This window comes from Neobacillus mesonae, assembly GCF_023715155.1.
Lineage (GTDB): Bacteria > Bacillota > Bacilli > Bacillales > Cytobacillaceae > Neobacillus > Neobacillus mesonae_A.
In genome coordinates this window covers 1-19,020 of the sequence record NZ_JAMBNQ010000001.1, presented here as the reverse complement: position 1 = coordinate 19,020, position 19,020 = coordinate 1, and the positions used below count along the sequence as shown (strand labels likewise).

Below are 19,020 nucleotides of genomic sequence, written 5' to 3'. Positions count from 1 at the left end.
ATGGTGCATTATTTGCCAATGTTCCATTTAGGACGCTTTGTATGGGAGAAAAAACTATTTAATCTTTTTTCGTCTTCCAGCCGTTTTTCACATAAACGATTAGCTGCCTGAGCTGTTGTAATATTATCTAAGTTTGCTTGCTTATAAACTTCCAATAAAGAAATGTAAATGGATTTTGTTTTTGTCAGCACTCGTTCTTTGTTATAGCCATAAAGTTCATCTGCTGCTTGAATCAAACCGCCAGCATTTACAATATAATCTGGGGCATATAAAATACCTTTCTGCTTCAGCATCTCACCGTGTTTTTCCGAAAGCAGCTGATTATTAGCGGAACCGACTACTGCCTTTACCTTCAACTGTTCGATTGTACGATCATTAATAATGCCTCCTAAAGCACATGGAACAAAGATGTCTGCTTCCGTGGAATATACTTCATCCCCACTTACAACAGTCACATTTCTCCCCAATTTCTTTGCACGTTCTTGAATCTTTGTAATCGACGCTGAATTAATATCGCTTACAAAAAGATCAGCGCCCGCCTCCAGCAATTGCACAGCAACTTTAAATCCTACCTTTCCTAAGCCTTGGACGATATATGTTTTACCAGAAAGCTCATCACTGCCATACATTTCTTGGTTCGTTGCTTTTAACCCATAAATTACACCAAGTGATGTAGGAATAGAGGAATCTCCCCCTCCGCCATATGATTCAGGTATCCCTACGATACAGTTTGTTTCTCGGGAGGCATAGACGAAATCCTGTGTTGAAGTCCCCATATCTGTTCCTGTATAAAAACGACCATTAAGGGAATCTACAAACTGGCCAAAAGATCTGAACAAAGACGGTGTTTTGTCTTTTAAAGGGTCTCCGATGATGACCGCTTTTCCCCCGCCAAAATTAACATCGGCAGCAGCACATTTATAGGTCATTCCCTTCGAGAGCCTTATTACATCTTCTAATGCCTCATCGATTGATGAATAAGGATACATCCGGCAGCCGCCCAGCGCAGGCCCAAGTGTTGTATTATGGATGGCAATAATCGCCTGCAGCCCTGTATGAGGATCATTGCAGAAAACAATTTGCTCATGTTCATTCATTTTTTCCAAAATTGTTGATTGCACAGATGTATCGTGTTCCCTCAGTGTGTTCATGATTTTCCCTCCATTTAATTTTTTAGTTAGCGCTTTCAAAATATTCAGCACCGCTTCAATAGTTACAAAGCTTCTAGCAAAGTCATTTTCTACTTACAGATAAATTGGCAGTAATTGTCTCTATTGAACTATTAAAAAAATTATGTTTATACTATTATGATAGTGAAAATAAAAGATCAAATACATAACATATTGCATAATTTTCAAGTCCCCTTTATACATTTTGAATAAGTTTCAAAGAAAAAAACTTCATTTTTTAAAAGGAGGGCAAGTTTATGGATCAAATTGATATTTGTCTTCTAGAGCTCCTGCAAAAGAACGCACGTATGACAATCAGTGAATTATCAAAAAAGTTATCTCTTAGCCGTCCAAGTATTACGGAGCGATTAAACAGGCTGCAAGAACAAGGAATTATTGATGGGTTTAGCGCACGTGTCTGTCCTAAAAAGATTGGGCGTAATGTAGTGGTTTATATCCAGCTAAGTGAAATTAAAATACGATCTTACACAGATTTTGAAGATTGGATTCAGAACGACCCAGATATCGTTGAATGCCACAGGTTAACAGGGGCAGTTAGTTATTTACTTAAAGCTGCTGTTACGGGGATGGATCATCTTAGCAGCCTTATTGACAGGTTGACACCGTACGGAAATGTAAATACATCAATTGTTTTGTCATCTCCCGTCCCTTTCCGCTGTATTAAGCCGCATACCTCGTTACAAGAGTGAAAAAACCGGGCAAACGCCCGGTTTTCATTAGAAGTAATCTGAAAAGTAAGGAGTATCACGTTCAATTATATTCTCAAGCTGTTCTACAACCTTCTTATCTGTTTTAAGACGGCCAATCATCGCTAAATAAGTTGGTCTTTTGTAACTAAGTAACATGGTCGTCAAAGTCTGTATATCCAGTACAGCTTCTGGATGACCTTCACTTTGACTCAATTCTCCTTTTCCTTCTGCTGATACATGAAGGCTAAAAGTCCCCTTATTCCATTCCGCCATTGGATCATCCAGCTGAATCTTCAATCTCGTATCAATGCCAATGGCTCTAAAAGGATATTGCGAGATAAACTGCTTAGCATCAACAATGCGCGCCATATAATAAGGAGAAATTGTCTCTTTAATATCCCCATCATCCAGCCAAAAGGCCAATGGCTCATCTGTATAAACATTACCTACCACACGTGAAACCATTGAGAAATGGGCACTGACGAAATTCCAAAGCCCATTACGTGCCTCTTGATTCAAATAAACCATTTCTTTAAAATGAAGCACATCTTTCGAAATCCAATATAACAGGTACCCTTGTGGATTCTGTGAGATATCGTAATATACAGCTGCTGTTAACTCATCTAAATCCCACCGCCAGTACTCATCCCAAGCTAGTTCATTACGAATCATAGCTGCATGCTGCAGACTTGAAAAACGATTGTAAACCGTTCGAATGTCTTGATGATCAATTGGCAATCGATCTACGTATCCTGAAACTTTTTTCTGTTTTGGCAGCTGTACATCTCTCACTTCAAATGTCATCTTGTCTGAAATAATTTCCCATCCTCTTCGCCGGTAAAAAGGAAAAGAATATGGAAATAAATAAGAAATTGTTTGTTTCCTCTGCCGCATATCTTCTAAAGCCTGTTTCATCAACTTATACATGAGCCCCATATTAGCATATTCCGGATATGTACCAACTCCAGTTAATCCTCCCATTTCAAAAATTTCTCCAAAAATATTCACTCGAAAAGGATAGACTGCCAGCTGAGAAATTAATTTTTCCCCATCAAACCATCCCAGTACGTCAGCCTGTTGTAATACAGGCAGTTTGGCTAATGCAATTTCCCGGTCCTCCCATCCCACTTGCTGCAATTCATTATTGGTCACTTGAAAAACATAACGTAACAATTCATTGAATTGCTGTAGATGTTTAGGTTCAACTGTTCTCATTTTGAGCCTATCTAATCGACTCATCCTTTTCCCTCCATCATTGATTAGTTCTTGTTAGCTCATACTACTATTCTGTCCACCCAATGATTTTATACTAGACAATGTCTAGCTTTTTCCGGTTAGTTTATTTGTATTTTTTAGACTTAACAAAGGAGTAGGTAAAAAAAGAACCCTGACTCCACAAATAGGAGTTCAGAGTTCTTTTAACCGACATATGTTAAGCGTTCACCATTTTTATACACTTCATCAATCGTTCCGCCGCCAAGACATTCATCGCCATTGTAGAAGACAGCAGCTTGTCCTGGAGTAACGGCTCGGATTGGTTCGTAAAAGATGACCTCTGCCTTATTTCCTTCCAACAGCCGCACCTTTACTTTATGATCTTCTTGGCGATAGCGGAATTTCGCCGTACAATCAAACTCAGCAGGTTTTTCTTGATTGGAGACCCAGCTGATATCTGACGCAATAATCGAATTAGAATAAAGCTTATCATGATGGAAGCCTTGTCCAACATAAAGGACATTCCGCTTTAAGTCTTTACCAATTGCAAACCAAGGCTCGCCTGCACCGCCGATGCCAAGGCCGTGGCGCTGGCCGATTGTATGATACATTAGGCCCTCATGACGACCTTTTACCTCTCCATCAAACGTCTCCATATTCCCTGGCTGCGCCGGCAAATATTGACCAAGGAATTCTTTAAAATTCCGTTCGCCAATAAAACAAATACCAGTACTGTCTTTTTTCGATGCTGTTGCAAGTCCCGCTTCGCTAGCAATCTCGCGCACCTTAGATTTCTCAAGATTTCCAATAGGGAACATTACCTTACTGATTTGTTCCTGAGATAATTGATTTAAGAAATACGTTTGATCTTTATTTTCATCTATTCCCCGCAGCATTTTGTATTCACCATCACGATACACGACGCGGGCATAATGGCCGGTAGCTAAATAATCTGCACCTAAATTCACCGCATGCTCAAGGAATGCCTTGAACTTAATTTCCTTATTACACATAACATCGGGATTCGGAGTTCTTCCTGCCTTATATTCATTTAAGAAATAGGTGAAGACCTTGTCCCAATATTGCTTTTCAAAATTTACCGCATAATAGGGAATGCCGATTTGATTACATACACGAATAACATCATTGTAATCCTCCGTCGCCGTACATACCCCGTTTTCATCTGTGTCATCCCAGTTTTTCATAAAAATCCCGATAACATCATAGCCTTGCTGTTTTAATAGCAGTGCGGCAACAGAAGAATCGACACCGCCGGACATTCCGACAACGACACGGGTATTTTTTGGATCTTTTCCTTCCATTTTCATTCACCTCTCTTCCCTCAGCTGAACTGCTATTTATTTTTTCAGACGTGAAACGATCTTTGCGATCTCTTCGGACGTCTTAATAATGTCTTCCGTTGTTGTATTATAACCGAAGCTAAACCGGATTGAATTGGTCAGCCGCTCCGAACCCTTGCCAAACATGGCAACAAGGACATGTGACGGTTCAATGGAACCAGCTGTGCAGGCAGAACCGCTTGACACCGCAATACCGGCCAAATCTAAATTTACCAGCATGGCTTCGACATTTGTTCCCGGAAAACTTAAGTTTAATACATGTGGCAGTGATTGTTCAAGCAATCCGTTTATGTCAAATTCCACCTGATTTTCCTTAAGCTTCTCAATGAAAAGTTTTTTAAATCCGAGGAATTTTTCTCGTTTTACTTCTTTGTCCTCTGAGGCAACAATCACTGCCTCATGAAAACCGGCAATGGAGGCAACATTTTCTGTCCCAGCACGTCTTTTTCTTTCCTGTTCGCCGCCAAATAATCGTGGTGCAATTTTTACGTCCGGCCTAATATATAAGAAGCCGATTCCTTTTGGACCATTTATTTTATGGGCAGAAACAGATAATAAATCAATGCCGCACTCGTTTACATCAATATTTTCTACACCATAGGCTTGAACCGCATCTGTATGAAATTTTGCTGGGTGATCTTTTAATAATTGTCCAATTTCATGGATTGGCTGCAACGTCCCAACTTCGTTATTCCCATACATTACGGTGACCAGAATCGTGTCATCTCTCAATGCATTTTTCAAGTCAGAAACAGCGATGCGTCCAGTTTCATCTACCGGCAAATATGTCACTTCAAACCCCATTTTTTCTAATCGCTGACAGGCATGGAGAACAGCGTGGTGTTCAATCTGAGTGGTAATAATATGCTTTCCTTGCTGCTGATATTGTTCAGCAGCACCCAAAATCGCCATATTGTCTGCTTCAGTACCACCGCTTGTAAAAATAATTTCATTTTCCTTTGCACCTATACTGCGTGCCATCTCTGCCCGGGCTAAATCTAGATAATGCCGTGCCTCCCGCCCAAATGAATGAATGCTTGAAGGATTTCCAAACGTTTCATTCATCACTTTCAGCATCTTGTCTATGACTTTAGGGTGCATGGGTGAAGTCGCGGCATGATCAAGATAGATTCGTTCCATCTTTACACCTTCATTCAATATAATTCTCTAGTTTTACCTTTGACATTAAATATAAAACATATAACCTTCCATCTCGTTGTCCTCACTATGGCTGGCTAAATCCTCTAATGTAGTATTGTCGATAACGTCTTTAATCGCATCGCGAATACGAATCCATAGTTCGCGCTTTGCCGGTTCCTCATCTTCAATTCCTTCAACAGGTGTAATCGGACCTTCCAAAACCCGCAAGACATCACCAGCAGTAATCTTTGAAGGAATATCTGATAAAATATAGCCGCCATATGCACCTCTGATACTTTTAACCAATCCTGCATTTCTAAGCGGTGCAATCAACTGCTCTAAATAGTGCTCAGATAAATCATTTGCCTGAGCTATCGTTTTAAGTGAAGTCGGTCCCTCACCATAATTTTTTGCAAGCTCAATCATAATTGTCAGACCGTATCGGCCTTTAGTAGAAATTTTCATTCCATTCACTCCTTGTTAAAATTAGATAAATCAAATCTAAGCAATATGTGCTAAGTTTCTTTATTAGTGTTCTTATATTAAAAATACGCAGTAAATAGATAGGCTTTCAAAATTATATCATATTCTTCTTCAATATGCTTTTTCAAGTGAAAATGGTATGGTTATAAAGAGTGAATAAATTTGGAGAGATGAGTATGTCACAAAAACCATTAGCATTTCGTATGCGTCCACGAACAATTGAAGAAGTGGTCGGCCAAGAACATCTTGTCGGCGATGGAAAAATTATCGCCAGGATGGTCAAAGCTAAGCAGCTGACATCCATGATCTTGTACGGTCCCCCGGGAATAGGCAAAACATCTATCGCCAGCGCCATAGCCGGCAGTACCAAGTATGCATTCCGAACATTAAATGCCGTTACGAATAATAAAAAGGATATGGAAATTGTTGCAGCTGAAGCAAAAATGTCGGGAAAAGTCATTTTGCTGCTTGATGAAGTCCATCGATTAGATAAAGCTAAACAGGATTTTCTTTTGCCCTATTTGGAAAATGGGATGATTGTGCTGATTGGGGCAACAACAAGCAATCCATATCATGCGATTAACCCGGCAATCCGCAGCCGCTGTCAAATTTTTGAACTTAAACCGCTAACTCCTGAAGAGGTCAAGCATGCATTGCTGCGTGCGCTTAATGATGAAGAACGAGGGCTTGGAAACCTTAAGGTGGATATATCAGAAGATGCCCTGCTTCATTTCGCTCAAGGTTCAGGCGGCGATGTAAGAAGCTCATTAAATGCATTAGAACTGGCTGTCTTATCAACTGATAAAGATGATGACGGGATGATTCATATTGATGTCAAAACAGCTGAAGAATGTTTGCAAAAGAAAAGCATTGCAGCTGATAAAGACGGCGATGCCCATTATGATGTGGTCTCTGCTTTTCAGAAATCCATCCGCGGCAGTGATGTCAATGCGGCCCTGCACTATTTAGGCAGACTGATTGAGGCCGGAGATCTGCCGAGCATCAGCAGAAGGTTGATTGTCATCGCCTATGAAGATATCGGACTGGCTAATCCTCAGGCTGCTGTCAGAACTTTAGCGGCTATTAAAACAGCAGAACGAATCGGATTCCCTGAAGCCAGGATTCCGCTTGCAAATGCTGTAATTGAATTATGCTTGTCACCTAAATCCAATTCTGCGATTTTGGCTATTGACTCAGCTCTTGAAGATATTCGAAAGGGAATTGGCGGTGATGTACCGGACCACTTAAAGGATGCCCATTATAAAGGGGCAAAAGACTTGGGCCGTGGAATCGGCTATTTGTACCCGCATAATTACGAAAACGGCTGGGTCCAGCAACAATATCTGCCTGATAAACTTCGGAACAAACGATACTATGAACCTAAGAAAACTGGTAAATTTGAGCAGGCTTTTGCTTCTGTCTATGAAAAACTGACGCGAAAAAAATAAAGTGTAGAAAATCAAACCCCCTGTAAAAAGTTTTTATACAGGGGGCTTTTAACATTATTAAATTAGCTTTGTTTTACAGGTAATTCTTCTCCAATAGCTTTTAGTTTTTCTGCTACTTGTTCTTCTGTTAATTCATGTTCCTTCACATATAAATTCCGAGGATGCACCCGGCACTCATGTGTACATCCGCGCAAATATTTATGTTCATTTTCCTCTGAACAAATAATTTGTTTATTACATTCAGGGTTTGCACAGTTAACATATCGTTCACATGGCTCACCAGTAAAATAATCTTTTCCGACAATGACGTGTTCTGTCTGGTTAATCGGGACACTGATCCGCTCATCAAATACATAGCATTGTCCATCCCATAATTCCCCCTGTACTTCAGGGTCTTTTCCATAGGTGACAATTCCGCCATGCAATTGCCCTACATCTTCAAAACCTTCTTTAACAAGCCAGCCTGAAAATTTCTCACAGCGGATTCCGCCGGTACAATAGGTCAGAATTTTTTTTCCTTCAAACTGTTGTTTATTTTCCCGAATCCACTGAGGGAGATCGCGGAATGCTTGAATATCAGGACGTACTGCCCCTCTAAAATGACCAAGATCATATTCATAATCATTTCTGGCATCGATAACAACTGTTTCTGGTTCTTTCATTGCTTCAAAGAATTCTTTAGGACTCAAATGGTTACCTGTTAATTGATTTGGATCTATATCATCTTCCAATCGAAGCGTGACAAGCTCATGGCGATGACGGACATGCATCTTTTTAAAGGCATGACCATCTGCCTCGTCTACTTTAAACACGATATCTGCGAAACGCGGATCTTCCTTCATCGTTTTCATATAGATATCTGTTTGTTCAACTGTTCCCGAAATAGTTCCATTAATTCCTTCGGACGCTACGAGGATTCTTCCTTTAAGCCCTAAGTCTTTACAAAACTGTAAATGTTCTGCGGTAAATTCCTCGGGATTTTCGATTGGCACATACATATAGTACAATAATACTCTATATGGTTTGTTTTCTGACATGTTCATCTACCCCTATCTGAATATATTTGCAAGATATAGTCATTTAGGTCTGTTTAAATGATCTTACAAATTTTATTGGAAATGTTTCATGAACTTTCCCTAAATAATTATTTTCATACAAAAAATGATAAAAAGCAATGGGAATTATTGTTTTTATAGGTTATATGACAAACAAATGCTGGCCAACTTCATGGCCAGCATTTGTTTTTATGCAGCAACATCTCGTTTTTTAAAAGTGAGAAATGCTAAAAGCTGAAAAACAATAAAGTAAACGAGCAGCATAAGAATCGAAAATGGCATTGTCATTCCCTCTACCATCGGCGTTCCCTCAACATATTGCATTAAATCCGTGTTGGCAAACAAAATATATTTTGCCCAAGAATATTTAAGTGAGATTAAAGCGGTAAATTGCCCGCCTGTGAATAATAAGAATATCGAAAGACCAATGGCAAGCGAGCTGTTACGAAAGACGGAAGAAATCATAAACGCCATTGTTGTCAGCATAATCATATCAATGGAGCTTAATCCATAATACATAAGTAAGTGAACCACTATATTTTGTTCAGTCACATGTCCCTTATAATAATTTAAATAGGAGACAGTTTGCTCTGGCATTCCAAATAGAACTGCTCCCAGCAAAGTTGAAAATATAAACAAGATGGCCAATAAAAACAAAGCAAACAAAATTACCGTTATGTATTTTGAAGTCAAAATTTTAGTGCGGTTTATCGGCCGAATCAGCAGCAGCTTTATGGTCCCCCATGAAAATTCACTCGCCACAATCCCCGCTGAAATAATGATTGTAAATAACCCTGTCAATACGATAAGATCTGATGCATTTTTAACGAATGACCAAACATTGTATTGTTCATGCGGGGAAATATGATGTTTAATTCGATATTCATTTATGGCAATTTCCTTTTTAAAAAATTGCTGTTCGACTTTAGAACTGCTTTGTTTCATTTGCCGATTTAACGCATCGTTCTCTTGTATTAAAGTTTGCTCCCAATGGTTATCGACTACATCCGGACCTTTTTCCTGATATTTAAAAAAGGCCCCCAAAATGGCCGTAACAATGATAAGAAGGGCAATCATAACATATGTGCCAGGGCGTTTAAATATCTTCATCCACTCATTTTTAATAAGATTAACCACGTTGAGTTCCCCCTTTTTCTCCAGTTACTTCAAGGAACCGATCCTCCAGTGTCTTAACAGTTTCTTTTATTCCGTAAATTTGTATTTCTTCTTTTGCTAATTGTTTCACCAGTCTAGGAATTTCCTGCTTTGACAGCCCTACGGTAATCCCATTTCTTGATAGGCCTGCCTGAACATTTGGATAAGTTGACTTTACGATAGACAAAGCCGTTTCACTTGGCGTAACTTCCAGCTCAAACATGACCTCTGCAGTATTAATAAATTCCTTCACTTGCTGGACATCCATTAATTTTCCATTTTGGATAATTCCAATCCGGTCACACATCATTTCCATTTCTGTTAGCAGGTGGCTGGAGACGATCACAGCCATATTTTTTTCACGCGCCAAAAGGCGGATATAGTCACGAATTTCTCTTATTCCTGCTGGGTCCAATCCATTTGTCGGCTCATCCAGAATCAGCACCTCCGGGTCATGCAGAAGACACTGTGCTAAACCCAGCCGCTGCCTCATTCCAAGTGAGTATGTTTTTACTCTGTCATTGATTCGATCCTCTAAACCAACCAGTTTCACGGTTTCTGCAATTTTTTCCTTTGTAATTCCTCTTGACATTCTTGCATAGTGGATAAGATTTTGATAGCCAGTAAGGAACTTATACATTTCAGGGTTTTCCACAATCGCCCCGACATGTCCTACTGCCGCTTCAAAGTCTGTCTTAATACTATATCCTCCGATGGTAATATCTCCAGAGGTAATCCCGATAAGCCCTACAATCATTCGGATTGTTGTCGTCTTCCCGGCACCATTCGGCCCCAAAAAACCAAACACTTCCCCTTTATTTACTTTAAAGCTGATATCATCTATAATCGTGCGTCCTTTCATGACCTTTGAAACATTTTTAAGCTCAACAATCGATTCCAAATTGCCGCCCCTCTCTACTGCAAATAAATGCTATTCTAGTTTACATTATTAAAGTCCGGTTTTCCTGTTTTTTCTTTATTTTTTGACAGGGTTTTGAATATTGAAACAAAATGTTCAAATCTTTTTCCGCATTTTTCGGTATTTTCCTATAAAATAATAATTGTATGAAAAAATAGAGAAAGGAAGTGGCTGTTTATTTATGCTGCTTTTAAAACCCCGAATTGAGTCCCCGGAGATAACGAAGTTTAGATATTTAAATAATCGATTGGAATTAACAGAAAAGGACAAAAAACGTCTATATTACCTTGAAAAAGGATATGCAGGAGAAGTATTATTTGATCAAATTACTGCCCAGCTTCAAAATGGAGTATATATTTTAAACGACTTATGCCTTGAGTTTAACAACTCCGTTTTTCAAATTGATACTACTATTATTGCACAGGATAGGATTTTTCCAATCGAAGTTAAAAATTACGAAGGTGATTTTTTTTATGATCTGAAGGAAAAAGAATTTTATACACTGGCGAAAGACGAAATTAAAAATCCTCTCGATCAGTTAAAACGAACAAAAACATTATTCAACCCCTTTCTAAAAAAATTTGGGTTTAATATACCTCTTGATGGTTATGTCACCTTTGTAAACCCCGAATTCACCTTATATCAAGCTCCTTTAAATGAACCCATTGTGTTACCTACACAACTTAAAAAATTTATAAATAAATTAAACCAATTACCTTCAAAATTAAATGATCATCACAAACAGCTTGCCGAACTATTAATCTCGATGCATCAGAACAACCCTCGTTATAAAATGCTGCCTTCATACGATTACCATAAAACAAAAAAAGGTATAACTTGCTGCTTATGTCATTCATTTGTTATTTCAGTCAATGATAAATATATCATTTGTAATTGTGGGTGTCAGGAAGATATAGAATCGGCTATATTACGAACTGTAAAAGAATTACGATTACTGTTTCCTGATTTAAAAATAACTACAAATATTGTCTATGAATGGTGTAAAGTGATTAATTCCAAAAAAGTAATTAGAAGAGTCTTAAAGAAATATTTTGAAGCTATTGGGGAAAGACATTTTAGATATTATAGGTAACTAGGGGCTATTTTGATGGTAAACAAATAAAATATATCTTATTAACCGCTTAGACGTGACTTTCTACATTTATGGATATCATCGCGGCTAAGCGGATTTCTTTCTCAGGTAATCAGTACTTCCCCATTGACCGGATCAACGGATTTTTCCCTTTCTCGGGCCATCCAGCTCCTCTTCATTGACCGGATTACCGGATTTTTCTCTTTTCCGGGCAATCCAGCTTCTCTCCATTGACCGATTAACCTGATTTTTCTCTTTTCCGGGCCATCCAGCTTCTCTCCATTGACCCATTAACCTGATTTTTCTCTCTTACGGGCACTCCAGCACTTCTCCATTGACCGGATCAACGGATTTTTCTCTTTTCCGGGCAATCCAGCTTCTCTCCATTGACCGGATTACCGGATTTTTCTCTTTTACGGGCCATCCAGCTCCTCTCCATTGACCCATTAACCTGATTTTTCTCTTTTACGGGCCATCCAGCTCCTCTCCATTGACCGATTAACCTGATTTTTCTCTTTTACGGGCAATCCAGCTCCTCTCCATTGACCGATTAACCTGATTTTTCTCTTTTACGGGCAATTTAGCTCCTCTCCATTGACCGATTAACCTGATTTTTCTCTTTTACGGGCCATCCAGCTTCTCTCCATTGACCGATTAACCTGATTTTTCTCTTTTACGGGCCATCCAGCTCCTCTTCATTGACCGGATTACCGGATTTTTCTCTTTTGCGGGCAATCCAGCACTTCTCCAGCACTTCTCCATTGACCGTTTCAACGGATTTTTCTCTTTTGCAGGCCATCCAGCTCCTCTTCATTGACCATATTACCGGATTTTTCCCTTTCTCGGGCAATCCAGCACTTCTCCATTGACCGTTTCAACGGATTTTTCTCTTTTGCGGGCCATCCAGCTTCTCTCCATTGACTGTATTACCAGATTCGCCCCTTTCTCGGACAACTTAACTCAGAGTACCCACGATAAATGACTTTGTTTCCAATAAAAAAACCCCAAACCAAATTAGTTCAGGGCTCGTTCACCATTATTTCTCATCACTAACACGATGAATCTTAATATCTTTAAGCAGCTTGCCGACTACATAGCTGGCCATAATCAGTCCACAGGTTGATGGAACAAATGCATTGGATGATGGGGGCATTTTGGCTTTGCGGATTTCGGCTGCTTCATTGCCGACCACCTTACGGACATCTTCCCGAATGACAATTGGGCTTTCATCAGAAAAAACAACTGGGATTCCTTTGCGAATGCCCTCTTTGCGAAGCCTCGTACGAATAACCTTGGCAATCGGATCAGTATGTGTTTTGGAGATATCGGCGATTTGGAAGCGGGTTGGGTCCATTTTATTGGCGGCACCCATACTCGAAATAATCGGAATCCCTCGTTTTAAACATTCCTTCATTAAATGGATTTTATAGACGATTGTGTCAGACGCATCTACGACAAAATCCAATTTGTGGCTGAAAATTTCTTCATACGTTTCTTCCGTGTAGAACATTTTTAATGAAATAACTTCGCAATCAGGATTAATGTCTTTAATCCGCTCTTCCATAATATCTACCTTTGGTTTGCCAATGGTCGAAAGCAATGCAATCAATTGACGGTTGATGTTGGTAATATCTACATCGTCTTTATCGATTAATACTAAACGGCCGACTCCTGAGCGGGCAAGAGCTTCAGCGGCAAAGGAACCAACACCGCCGACTCCCAGCACGGCAACAGTGCTGTTTTTCATAATATCAAGGCCTTCTTGACCTATTGCAAGCTCATTACGAGAAAATTGATGCAGCATGATATTCACTCCAAATTAATTCAATTATTTTTTATTTTTCACCTTAAAAAATATATCATACCATTCTATAAAAACAAGTATTTACATAGGAATTATACACATAACTTCAAAATAAAAACCTCCTGAAGTCCAGGAGGATGATTTTTTCGCAATAGAAAGAGTCCCAATGATGCCGTCGCTTTTAATCCTTCGTTTTGATCCCGCACTAGGCAGGTGGGTGTTCTGTCCCCGATATTGCAAGTCCCCATATTCGTCAAAGAGCGGGGCTTTTGCGCAATCAGGAAACTCCGGACTCCCAATACTAATATGTTCGGTCAAAACTTCAGGTAACACAACGTACATTTCAGGACTCTTCTTGATTGACTTAATAGTAGCATATTTTGATGCTTCCATCAAGACTTCATGAAAGCGAATTCTTGTTATTTATTAACATTTAGTGACAAATATAATTCTCTTAATTGGGCCTTGGAAACTTCTCCTGGTGCGTCTGTCAACAGGTCGCTTGCGCTTGCTGTTTTCGGAAATGCAATCGTGTCTCTTAAGTTTGAACTTCCTGCAAGAAGCATTACCAGACGGTCAAGACCAATCGCGATTCCTCCATGTGGAGGTGTTCCGTATTCAAAAGCATTTAACAAGAAGCCAAACTGTTCCTGTGCTTCTTCCAGTGTAAAGCCAAGGACCTTAAACATTTTTTCCTGAATTGGACGTTCAAAAATCCTTAGTGAGCCTCCGCCCAGCTCATAGCCGTTGAGAACTATATCATATGCTTGAGCACGGACTCTGGATGGGTCTGTATCCAGATATTCTAAATCTTCACGGAAAGGCATCGTGAATGGGTGGTGTGCAGCATAATAACGCTCTTCTTCCTCATCGTACTCTAATAGCGGCCAGTCCGTTACCCACAAGAAATTGAATTTGCTCTGATCAATTAAATTCAATTCTTTACCAAGCTTAAGTCTAAGTGCACCTAGAGCATCGGCTACAACTTTCTTTTTATCTGCAACAAATACCAGCAGGTCTCCTTCAGATGCTTCCATAGCAGCTTTAATTTGTGCAAAATCATCTTCAGAGAAGAACTTCGTAATTGGTCCATTAAACCCGTCAGCCTCTACCTTAAACCAAGCCAGACCCTTTGCACCATAAACAGACACAAACTCTGTTAATGCATCAATATCCTTGCGCGAGTATTTATCTGCAGCCCCTTTAACATTAATTCCCTTTACTTGGCCGCCGTTTGCAACAGCTGATGCAAAGACTTTAAAGCCTGAATCCTTTACAATTTCCGAAACTTCGACCAGTTCAAGACCAAACCGAGTATCTGGCTTATCTGACCCAAAACGGCTCATTGCTTCATTATAATGCATCCGAGGGAACGGCAAAGTTACATCAATTCCCTTAACCTCTTTCATCAGCTTAGCCATCATTTTTTCAGTCATCGCTATAATATCGTCCTGGCTTAAAAAGCTTGTTTCGATATCCACTTGAGTAAATTCCGGCTGACGGTCTGCCCGTAAGTCTTCATCACGGAAGCAGCGGGCAATTTGATAGTAACGTTCAACCCCTCCGACCATCAGCAGTTGTTTAAATAGCTGTGGTGACTGCGGCAAAGCATAAAATTCACCTGGATGCACACGGCTTGGTACTAAATAGTCACGGGCCCCTTCAGGAGTACTTTTTGTTAAAATAGGTGTTTCAATATCTAAGAAGCCTTCTGAATCAAGGTAATTTCTAATCGAACGGGTTACATCATGGCGCATTTTTAATGTTTCAAAAATGACTGGACGACGGATATCTAAATACCGATATTTAAGACGGACATCCTCAGAAGCATCCGTTTTATCGGAAATTAAAAACGGCGGTGTTTTCGCTTTATTAATCACCGTTACACTTTCGACCTGAACTTCAATTTTCCCTGTATTAATATTATCGTTATAGGTTTCAGGGTCACGGGCAACAACGGTCCCGACAACATCTAATACATATTCACTTCGAACACTCTCGGCAATTTCCAATGCCTCTTTTGAAACATCCGGGTTAAAGACAATTTGAACAATTCCTGAACGGTCGCGTAAATCGATAAAAATTAAACCGCCAAGGTCTCGTCTTGTTTGCACCCATCCTTTTAAAGTAATTTTTTCTCCAACTGCAGTCTCTGGTACTTCACCGCAGAAATAAGTTCTGCCATATATCACTTTTATGTCCCCCTTATTGTTGTTGCAACTTACGAAAATAATCAACTAATGATTCGAGTGCTACCTCTACTTGTTCACCGGTTGCCATATCTTTTACATTTATAACATTCTTTTTCAATTCATCATCGCCGAGTACGGCTACAAATTTAGCGTTTAACCGGTCGGCAGCTTTAAATTGGCCTTTAATTTTGCGATTTAAATAATCTCTTTCAGCAGAAAAACCAGCTGAGCGAAGCTGCTGCAAAAGACCTACAGTGTAATCCTTCGCATCTTCTCCAAGTGCTGCCAGGTAACAGTCAATCCCTTCATTGACATCCGTTTCAATGCCTTCTGCTTTAAGTGCGGCAATTAAACGCTCAATACTTAAAGCAAAGCCAATTCCCGGTGTTTCCGGGCCGCCAAGTTCTTCAGCCAAGCCGTTATACCGGCCGCCGCCGCATAACGTGGTAATGGCGCCAAATCCTTCAGCATCACTCATGATTTCAAATGCAGTGTGATTATAATAGTCCAAACCGCGAACCAGATTTGCATCAACCTCAAATGGAATATCAAGCAATGTTAAATACTTCTGGACCTTATCAAAATAAGCCTTTGATTCATCGTTAAGGTAATCAATAATCGATGGTGCTGTCTTCATTAATTCGTGGTCGCGGTCCACTTTACAATCAAGAATACGGAGCGGATTTTTTTCCAAACGTTTTTGACAGTCGGAGCAGAATTCACCGATTCTCGGCTGAAAGTGATGAATCAACGCTTCACGGTGAGCAAGGCGGCTTTCCTTGTCACCAAGGCTGTTAATAATCAGCTTTAGCTTTTGTAAGCCCATTTCTTTATATAAATTCATGGCAAGAGAGATTACCTCTGCATCAATCGCCGGGTCATTACTGCCCAATGCTTCTACCCCAAACTGAACAAACTGGCGGAAGCGCCCTGATTGTGGACGTTCATAACGGAACATAGGTCCCATGTAGTAAAGCTTTACCGGCTGTTTTGCAAGCCCAAACATTTTCTTTTCTACAAATGCCCGTACAGCTGAAGCAGTTCCCTCCGGCCTTAGCGTCATGCTGCGTCCGCCGCGGTCGTCAAAGGTATACATTTCTTTTTGAACAATATCCGTAGTATCACCGACACCTCTGGAAAAAAGTTCAGTATGCTCAAATATTGGTGTACGTATTTCTTGGTATTGGTATTTTTTACAAAGCTCCCTTGCTTTGTTCTCTATTTGCTGCCAGAGCTCTACATCGCCTGGCAGAATATCTTGTGTCCCTCTTGGTATACTGATAGACATTGCAAGGTCCTCCTTTTTAAAAGTGTTTATGTATGGTCATTTTTTAAGCAAAATAAAAAAACTCCCACCCCTTGTATTCATACAAGGGACGGAAGTTTTATCCGCGGTGCCACCCTAGTTGAAAAGCAACAATACCTTGCCTTTCCTCTCAAACAGTTAACGCCTGTTACGTTCTCTCCTAATAAAGCCGTCTTTTTCAGAGAGAAACCTACGGAGTGTTCTTTCATTAAGATTCATGCGGAAATACTTTCAGCCTGGGGCATTTCCTCTCTTTTCATGAAAATTTCCTTAACTACTTTGCTCCATCATTGGTTATTTCAAGAATTAGTTTATTTTATAATAATACGGAGCAACAATAGTAATGTCAAGTAAAGATTACGACCTTTCCAAATGCTTTTTTAAATTTCTAACATCCCTCATCGTTAAACCAAATTCTGATGCCAATTCAACAGGGGTTGAATGCTGTTCTTTTTGCAAAAAATCATGAAAGTCAACTCCGAAAAGCCGGCCATCCATTGATTGGATATTCATTCCTTTTTCACTTGCCCTCAAAATTTATCACTCCTCATAACTTTTCCGTTTCTGTTTATTATCCCCACATCCTTTAAAAAATTTCATAGAAGTCCACTTTTTACCCTAAATTGGGAGTTAAGGAATGATTTTCAGAAAATTTTGTTATAAAATGAATTAGGACAAGCTATCAAAAGTAGGAGGGGAATATGACTAAAAAATACAGCCTATTTCTAGTATGTATCATTCTTATTTGCTTAGCCTTCCTGCCGCAGGGAAAAACGCTGGCTGCCGGGACCGTCGGGGTTGTTACGATTGGTACCGATAGCGTAAATATTCGCAGCGGCCCCGATTTAAGTTATCCTTTAACAGCCATCGCTAAACGTGGGGAAACATATGAAATTGTACAAGAGCAAGGAGACTGGATTGAAATCCGCTATGCCGTTTCCAAAACCGGCTGGGTCGTTAAATGGCTGGTTGTAAAAGAAAACGATCAACCGCAAAATACAGCTTCAAGCCAAAATACTCAAAGTACACAGATTTCCCCTTCAACAGACATAGGAGTTGTTGATGCCGATACATTAAATATCCGCATGGATCCTTCTAATTCAAGTTCAGTTGTTGGAAAATTGGCATTGGGAACAATGGTCACAATTTATAGCAGGCAAAACAATTGGCTGGAGATTGGATTCGCAGATTTAAGAGGCTGGGCAGACGCTGAGTTTATCAACAGTTCCGGATCAAAACCAAAAGCTGTATATACTGGGAATGGAAATGGTCTTAAAGGGAAAATAATAGTCATTGATCCAGGTCATGGCGGAGAAGATAAAGGAACAACAGGGGAAAATGGAACATTAGAGAAAAAGTTAACATTGAGAACAGCCTACCTGCTTTATGATAAATTAAAAGCGGCCGGTGCCAATGTCTATTTAACTAGGAATTCCGATATTTATTTATCACTCACTTCAAGAGTAAGAATTGGACAAGCCAAACAAGCAGATGCTTTCATCAGCCTTCACTATGACAGTAATTTGGATCCGTCAATTCGAGGAATGACTGGATATTATTACCATGAATATCAAAAGGCACTCGCTGTGAGTCTTTTTAATTCAACTGTCAGGCAAACAAAATTAATGAGTCACGGTGTTCGCTTTGGCGATTACCACGTTATTAGAGAAAACAGTCAAAATGCTGTTTTAATAGAACTGGGCTATTTAAGCAATCCTGAAGAAGAAGCAGCGTTAAATTCCAGCTGGTATCAGGAAAATGCTGCAGCCGGTTTATACAAAGGATTGGTTCGTTATTTTAAGAATCATTAAAAAATGCTTGGCACAACATAAGTGCCAAGCATTCAGATTGTAGACAAAAGGCATTCCGAATATCCCCATTCGGGTGCCGTTTTCCATTTTTAAGCATTTTCTTGCTTGTTTTATCCTCAATCAGACCCCTCAGGGGTCAATTTTTATGCCATTTTTGGA

19 protein-coding genes, 1 other RNA gene and 1 other annotated feature are annotated in these 19,020 nt (G+C 39.7%); of the genes, 4 read left to right on the top strand and 16 right to left on the bottom strand.

Annotated features, from left to right (window positions below; translation table 11 throughout):
• Positions 1–8: 8 nt before the first annotated feature.
• Entirely contained in the window at positions 9–1,151 is a 1,143-nt protein-coding gene (locus tag M3183_RS00095; protein ID WP_251465277.1) for a Leu/Phe/Val dehydrogenase, read from the bottom strand.
• A gap of 275 nt (positions 1,152–1,426) precedes the next feature.
• Between M3183_RS00095 and M3183_RS00090 the strand changes: the two genes are divergently transcribed.
• Complete coding sequence (locus M3183_RS00090; RefSeq protein WP_251465275.1) at positions 1,427–1,879, top strand: Lrp/AsnC family transcriptional regulator; 453 nt, start codon at positions 1,427–1,429, stop codon at positions 1,877–1,879.
• Positions 1,880–1,906: 27 nt separating this feature from the next.
• Here M3183_RS00090 and M3183_RS00085 read toward each other — a convergent pair whose 3' ends face one another.
• From M3183_RS00085 to cymR, 4 genes are all read right to left on the bottom strand, one after another.
• Positions 1,907–3,118, bottom strand: a complete 1,212-nt coding sequence (locus M3183_RS00085) for a GNAT family N-acetyltransferase (protein WP_251465273.1) — start codon at positions 3,116–3,118, stop codon at positions 1,907–1,909.
• 179 nt (positions 3,119–3,297) lie between these two features.
• Complete coding sequence (mnmA, locus tag M3183_RS00080; RefSeq protein ID WP_396953689.1) at positions 3,298–4,416, bottom strand: tRNA 2-thiouridine(34) synthase MnmA; 1,119 nt, start codon at positions 4,414–4,416, stop codon at positions 3,298–3,300.
• A gap of 36 nt (positions 4,417–4,452) precedes the next feature.
• Positions 4,453–5,595: a cysteine desulfurase family protein gene (locus M3183_RS00075; RefSeq protein WP_251465262.1), complete on the bottom strand. Its 1,143-nt coding sequence runs from the start codon at positions 5,593–5,595 to the stop codon at positions 4,453–4,455.
• Between the two features lie 45 nt (positions 5,596–5,640).
• A complete protein-coding gene (gene cymR / locus M3183_RS00070) occupies positions 5,641–6,060 on the bottom strand; it encodes a cysteine metabolism transcriptional regulator CymR (protein WP_251465260.1) in 420 nt (139 codons plus the stop codon).
• A gap of 194 nt (positions 6,061–6,254) precedes the next feature.
• On the opposite strand from cymR, the gene M3183_RS00065 reads away from it, so the two are divergent.
• Entirely contained in the window at positions 6,255–7,526 is a 1,272-nt protein-coding gene (locus M3183_RS00065; protein ID WP_251465258.1) for a replication-associated recombination protein A, read from the top strand.
• Positions 7,527–7,588: 62 nt separating this feature from the next.
• On the opposite strand, the gene trhO is transcribed toward M3183_RS00065, so the two are convergent.
• The 3 genes from trhO to M3183_RS00050 all read right to left on the bottom strand — a co-directional run bounded on the left by trhO (position 7,589) and on the right by M3183_RS00050 (position 10,637).
• Positions 7,589–8,563 carry an oxygen-dependent tRNA uridine(34) hydroxylase TrhO gene (trhO, locus tag M3183_RS00060; protein ID WP_251465256.1) on the bottom strand — a complete coding sequence of 325 codons (975 nt, stop codon included), beginning with the start codon at positions 8,561–8,563 and terminating at the stop codon, positions 7,589–7,591.
• A 207-nt stretch (positions 8,564–8,770) separates the two neighbouring features.
• Positions 8,771–9,718 (bottom strand): ABC transporter permease, encoded by a 948-nt coding sequence (locus M3183_RS00055; protein ID WP_251465254.1) that lies wholly within the window; start codon positions 9,716–9,718, stop codon positions 8,771–8,773.
• Entirely contained in the window at positions 9,711–10,637 is a 927-nt protein-coding gene (locus M3183_RS00050) for an ABC transporter ATP-binding protein (RefSeq protein ID WP_251465251.1), read from the bottom strand. The genes M3183_RS00055 and M3183_RS00050 overlap by 8 nt, the downstream gene beginning before the upstream one ends.
• A gap of 199 nt (positions 10,638–10,836) precedes the next feature.
• Between M3183_RS00050 and M3183_RS00045 the strand changes: the two genes are divergently transcribed.
• The gene (locus M3183_RS00045; protein WP_251465248.1) at positions 10,837–11,748 is read left to right on the top strand and encodes a nuclease-related domain-containing protein; all 912 of its coding nucleotides are present in this window, start codon (positions 10,837–10,839) and stop codon (positions 11,746–11,748) included.
• 135 nt (positions 11,749–11,883) lie between these two features.
• Here M3183_RS00045 and M3183_RS00040 read toward each other — a convergent pair whose 3' ends face one another.
• From M3183_RS00040 to M3183_RS00010, 8 genes are all read right to left on the bottom strand, one after another.
• On the bottom strand, positions 11,884–12,039 hold the full coding sequence (locus M3183_RS00040; RefSeq protein WP_251465247.1) for a hypothetical protein: 156 nt from the start codon (positions 12,037–12,039) through the stop codon (positions 11,884–11,886).
• 18 nt (positions 12,040–12,057) lie between these two features.
• On the bottom strand, positions 12,058–12,195 hold the full coding sequence (locus M3183_RS00035) for a hypothetical protein (RefSeq protein WP_251465246.1): 138 nt from the start codon (positions 12,193–12,195) through the stop codon (positions 12,058–12,060).
• Positions 12,196–12,421: 226 nt separating this feature from the next.
• Entirely contained in the window at positions 12,422–12,547 is a 126-nt protein-coding gene (locus M3183_RS27035) for a hypothetical protein (protein ID WP_285878145.1), read from the bottom strand.
• Between the two features lie 237 nt (positions 12,548–12,784).
• Positions 12,785–13,552 (bottom strand): tRNA threonylcarbamoyladenosine dehydratase, encoded by a 768-nt coding sequence (locus M3183_RS00030; RefSeq protein ID WP_251465243.1) that lies wholly within the window; start codon positions 13,550–13,552, stop codon positions 12,785–12,787.
• Between the two features lie 156 nt (positions 13,553–13,708).
• A non-coding RNA gene (ssrS, locus tag M3183_RS00025) (6S RNA) lies at positions 13,709–13,905 on the bottom strand.
• A 66-nt stretch (positions 13,906–13,971) separates the two neighbouring features.
• Positions 13,972–15,741, bottom strand: a complete 1,770-nt coding sequence (gene aspS / locus M3183_RS00020; protein ID WP_251466213.1) for an aspartate--tRNA ligase — start codon at positions 15,739–15,741, stop codon at positions 13,972–13,974.
• 16 nt (positions 15,742–15,757) lie between these two features.
• Positions 15,758–17,032, bottom strand: a complete 1,275-nt coding sequence (gene hisS / locus M3183_RS00015; protein WP_251465241.1) for a histidine--tRNA ligase — start codon at positions 17,030–17,032, stop codon at positions 15,758–15,760.
• 81 nt (positions 17,033–17,113) lie between these two features.
• Positions 17,114–17,350 (bottom strand) — a binding site (T-box leader).
• Between the two features lie 57 nt (positions 17,351–17,407).
• The gene (locus tag M3183_RS00010) at positions 17,408–17,584 is read right to left on the bottom strand and encodes a hypothetical protein (RefSeq protein WP_251465232.1); all 177 of its coding nucleotides are present in this window, start codon (positions 17,582–17,584) and stop codon (positions 17,408–17,410) included.
• A 167-nt stretch (positions 17,585–17,751) separates the two neighbouring features.
• On the opposite strand from M3183_RS00010, the gene M3183_RS00005 reads away from it, so the two are divergent.
• Positions 17,752–18,861 carry an N-acetylmuramoyl-L-alanine amidase gene (locus M3183_RS00005; protein ID WP_251465230.1) on the top strand — a complete coding sequence of 370 codons (1,110 nt, stop codon included), beginning with the start codon at positions 17,752–17,754 and terminating at the stop codon, positions 18,859–18,861.
• Positions 18,862–19,020: the final 159 nt, after the last annotated feature.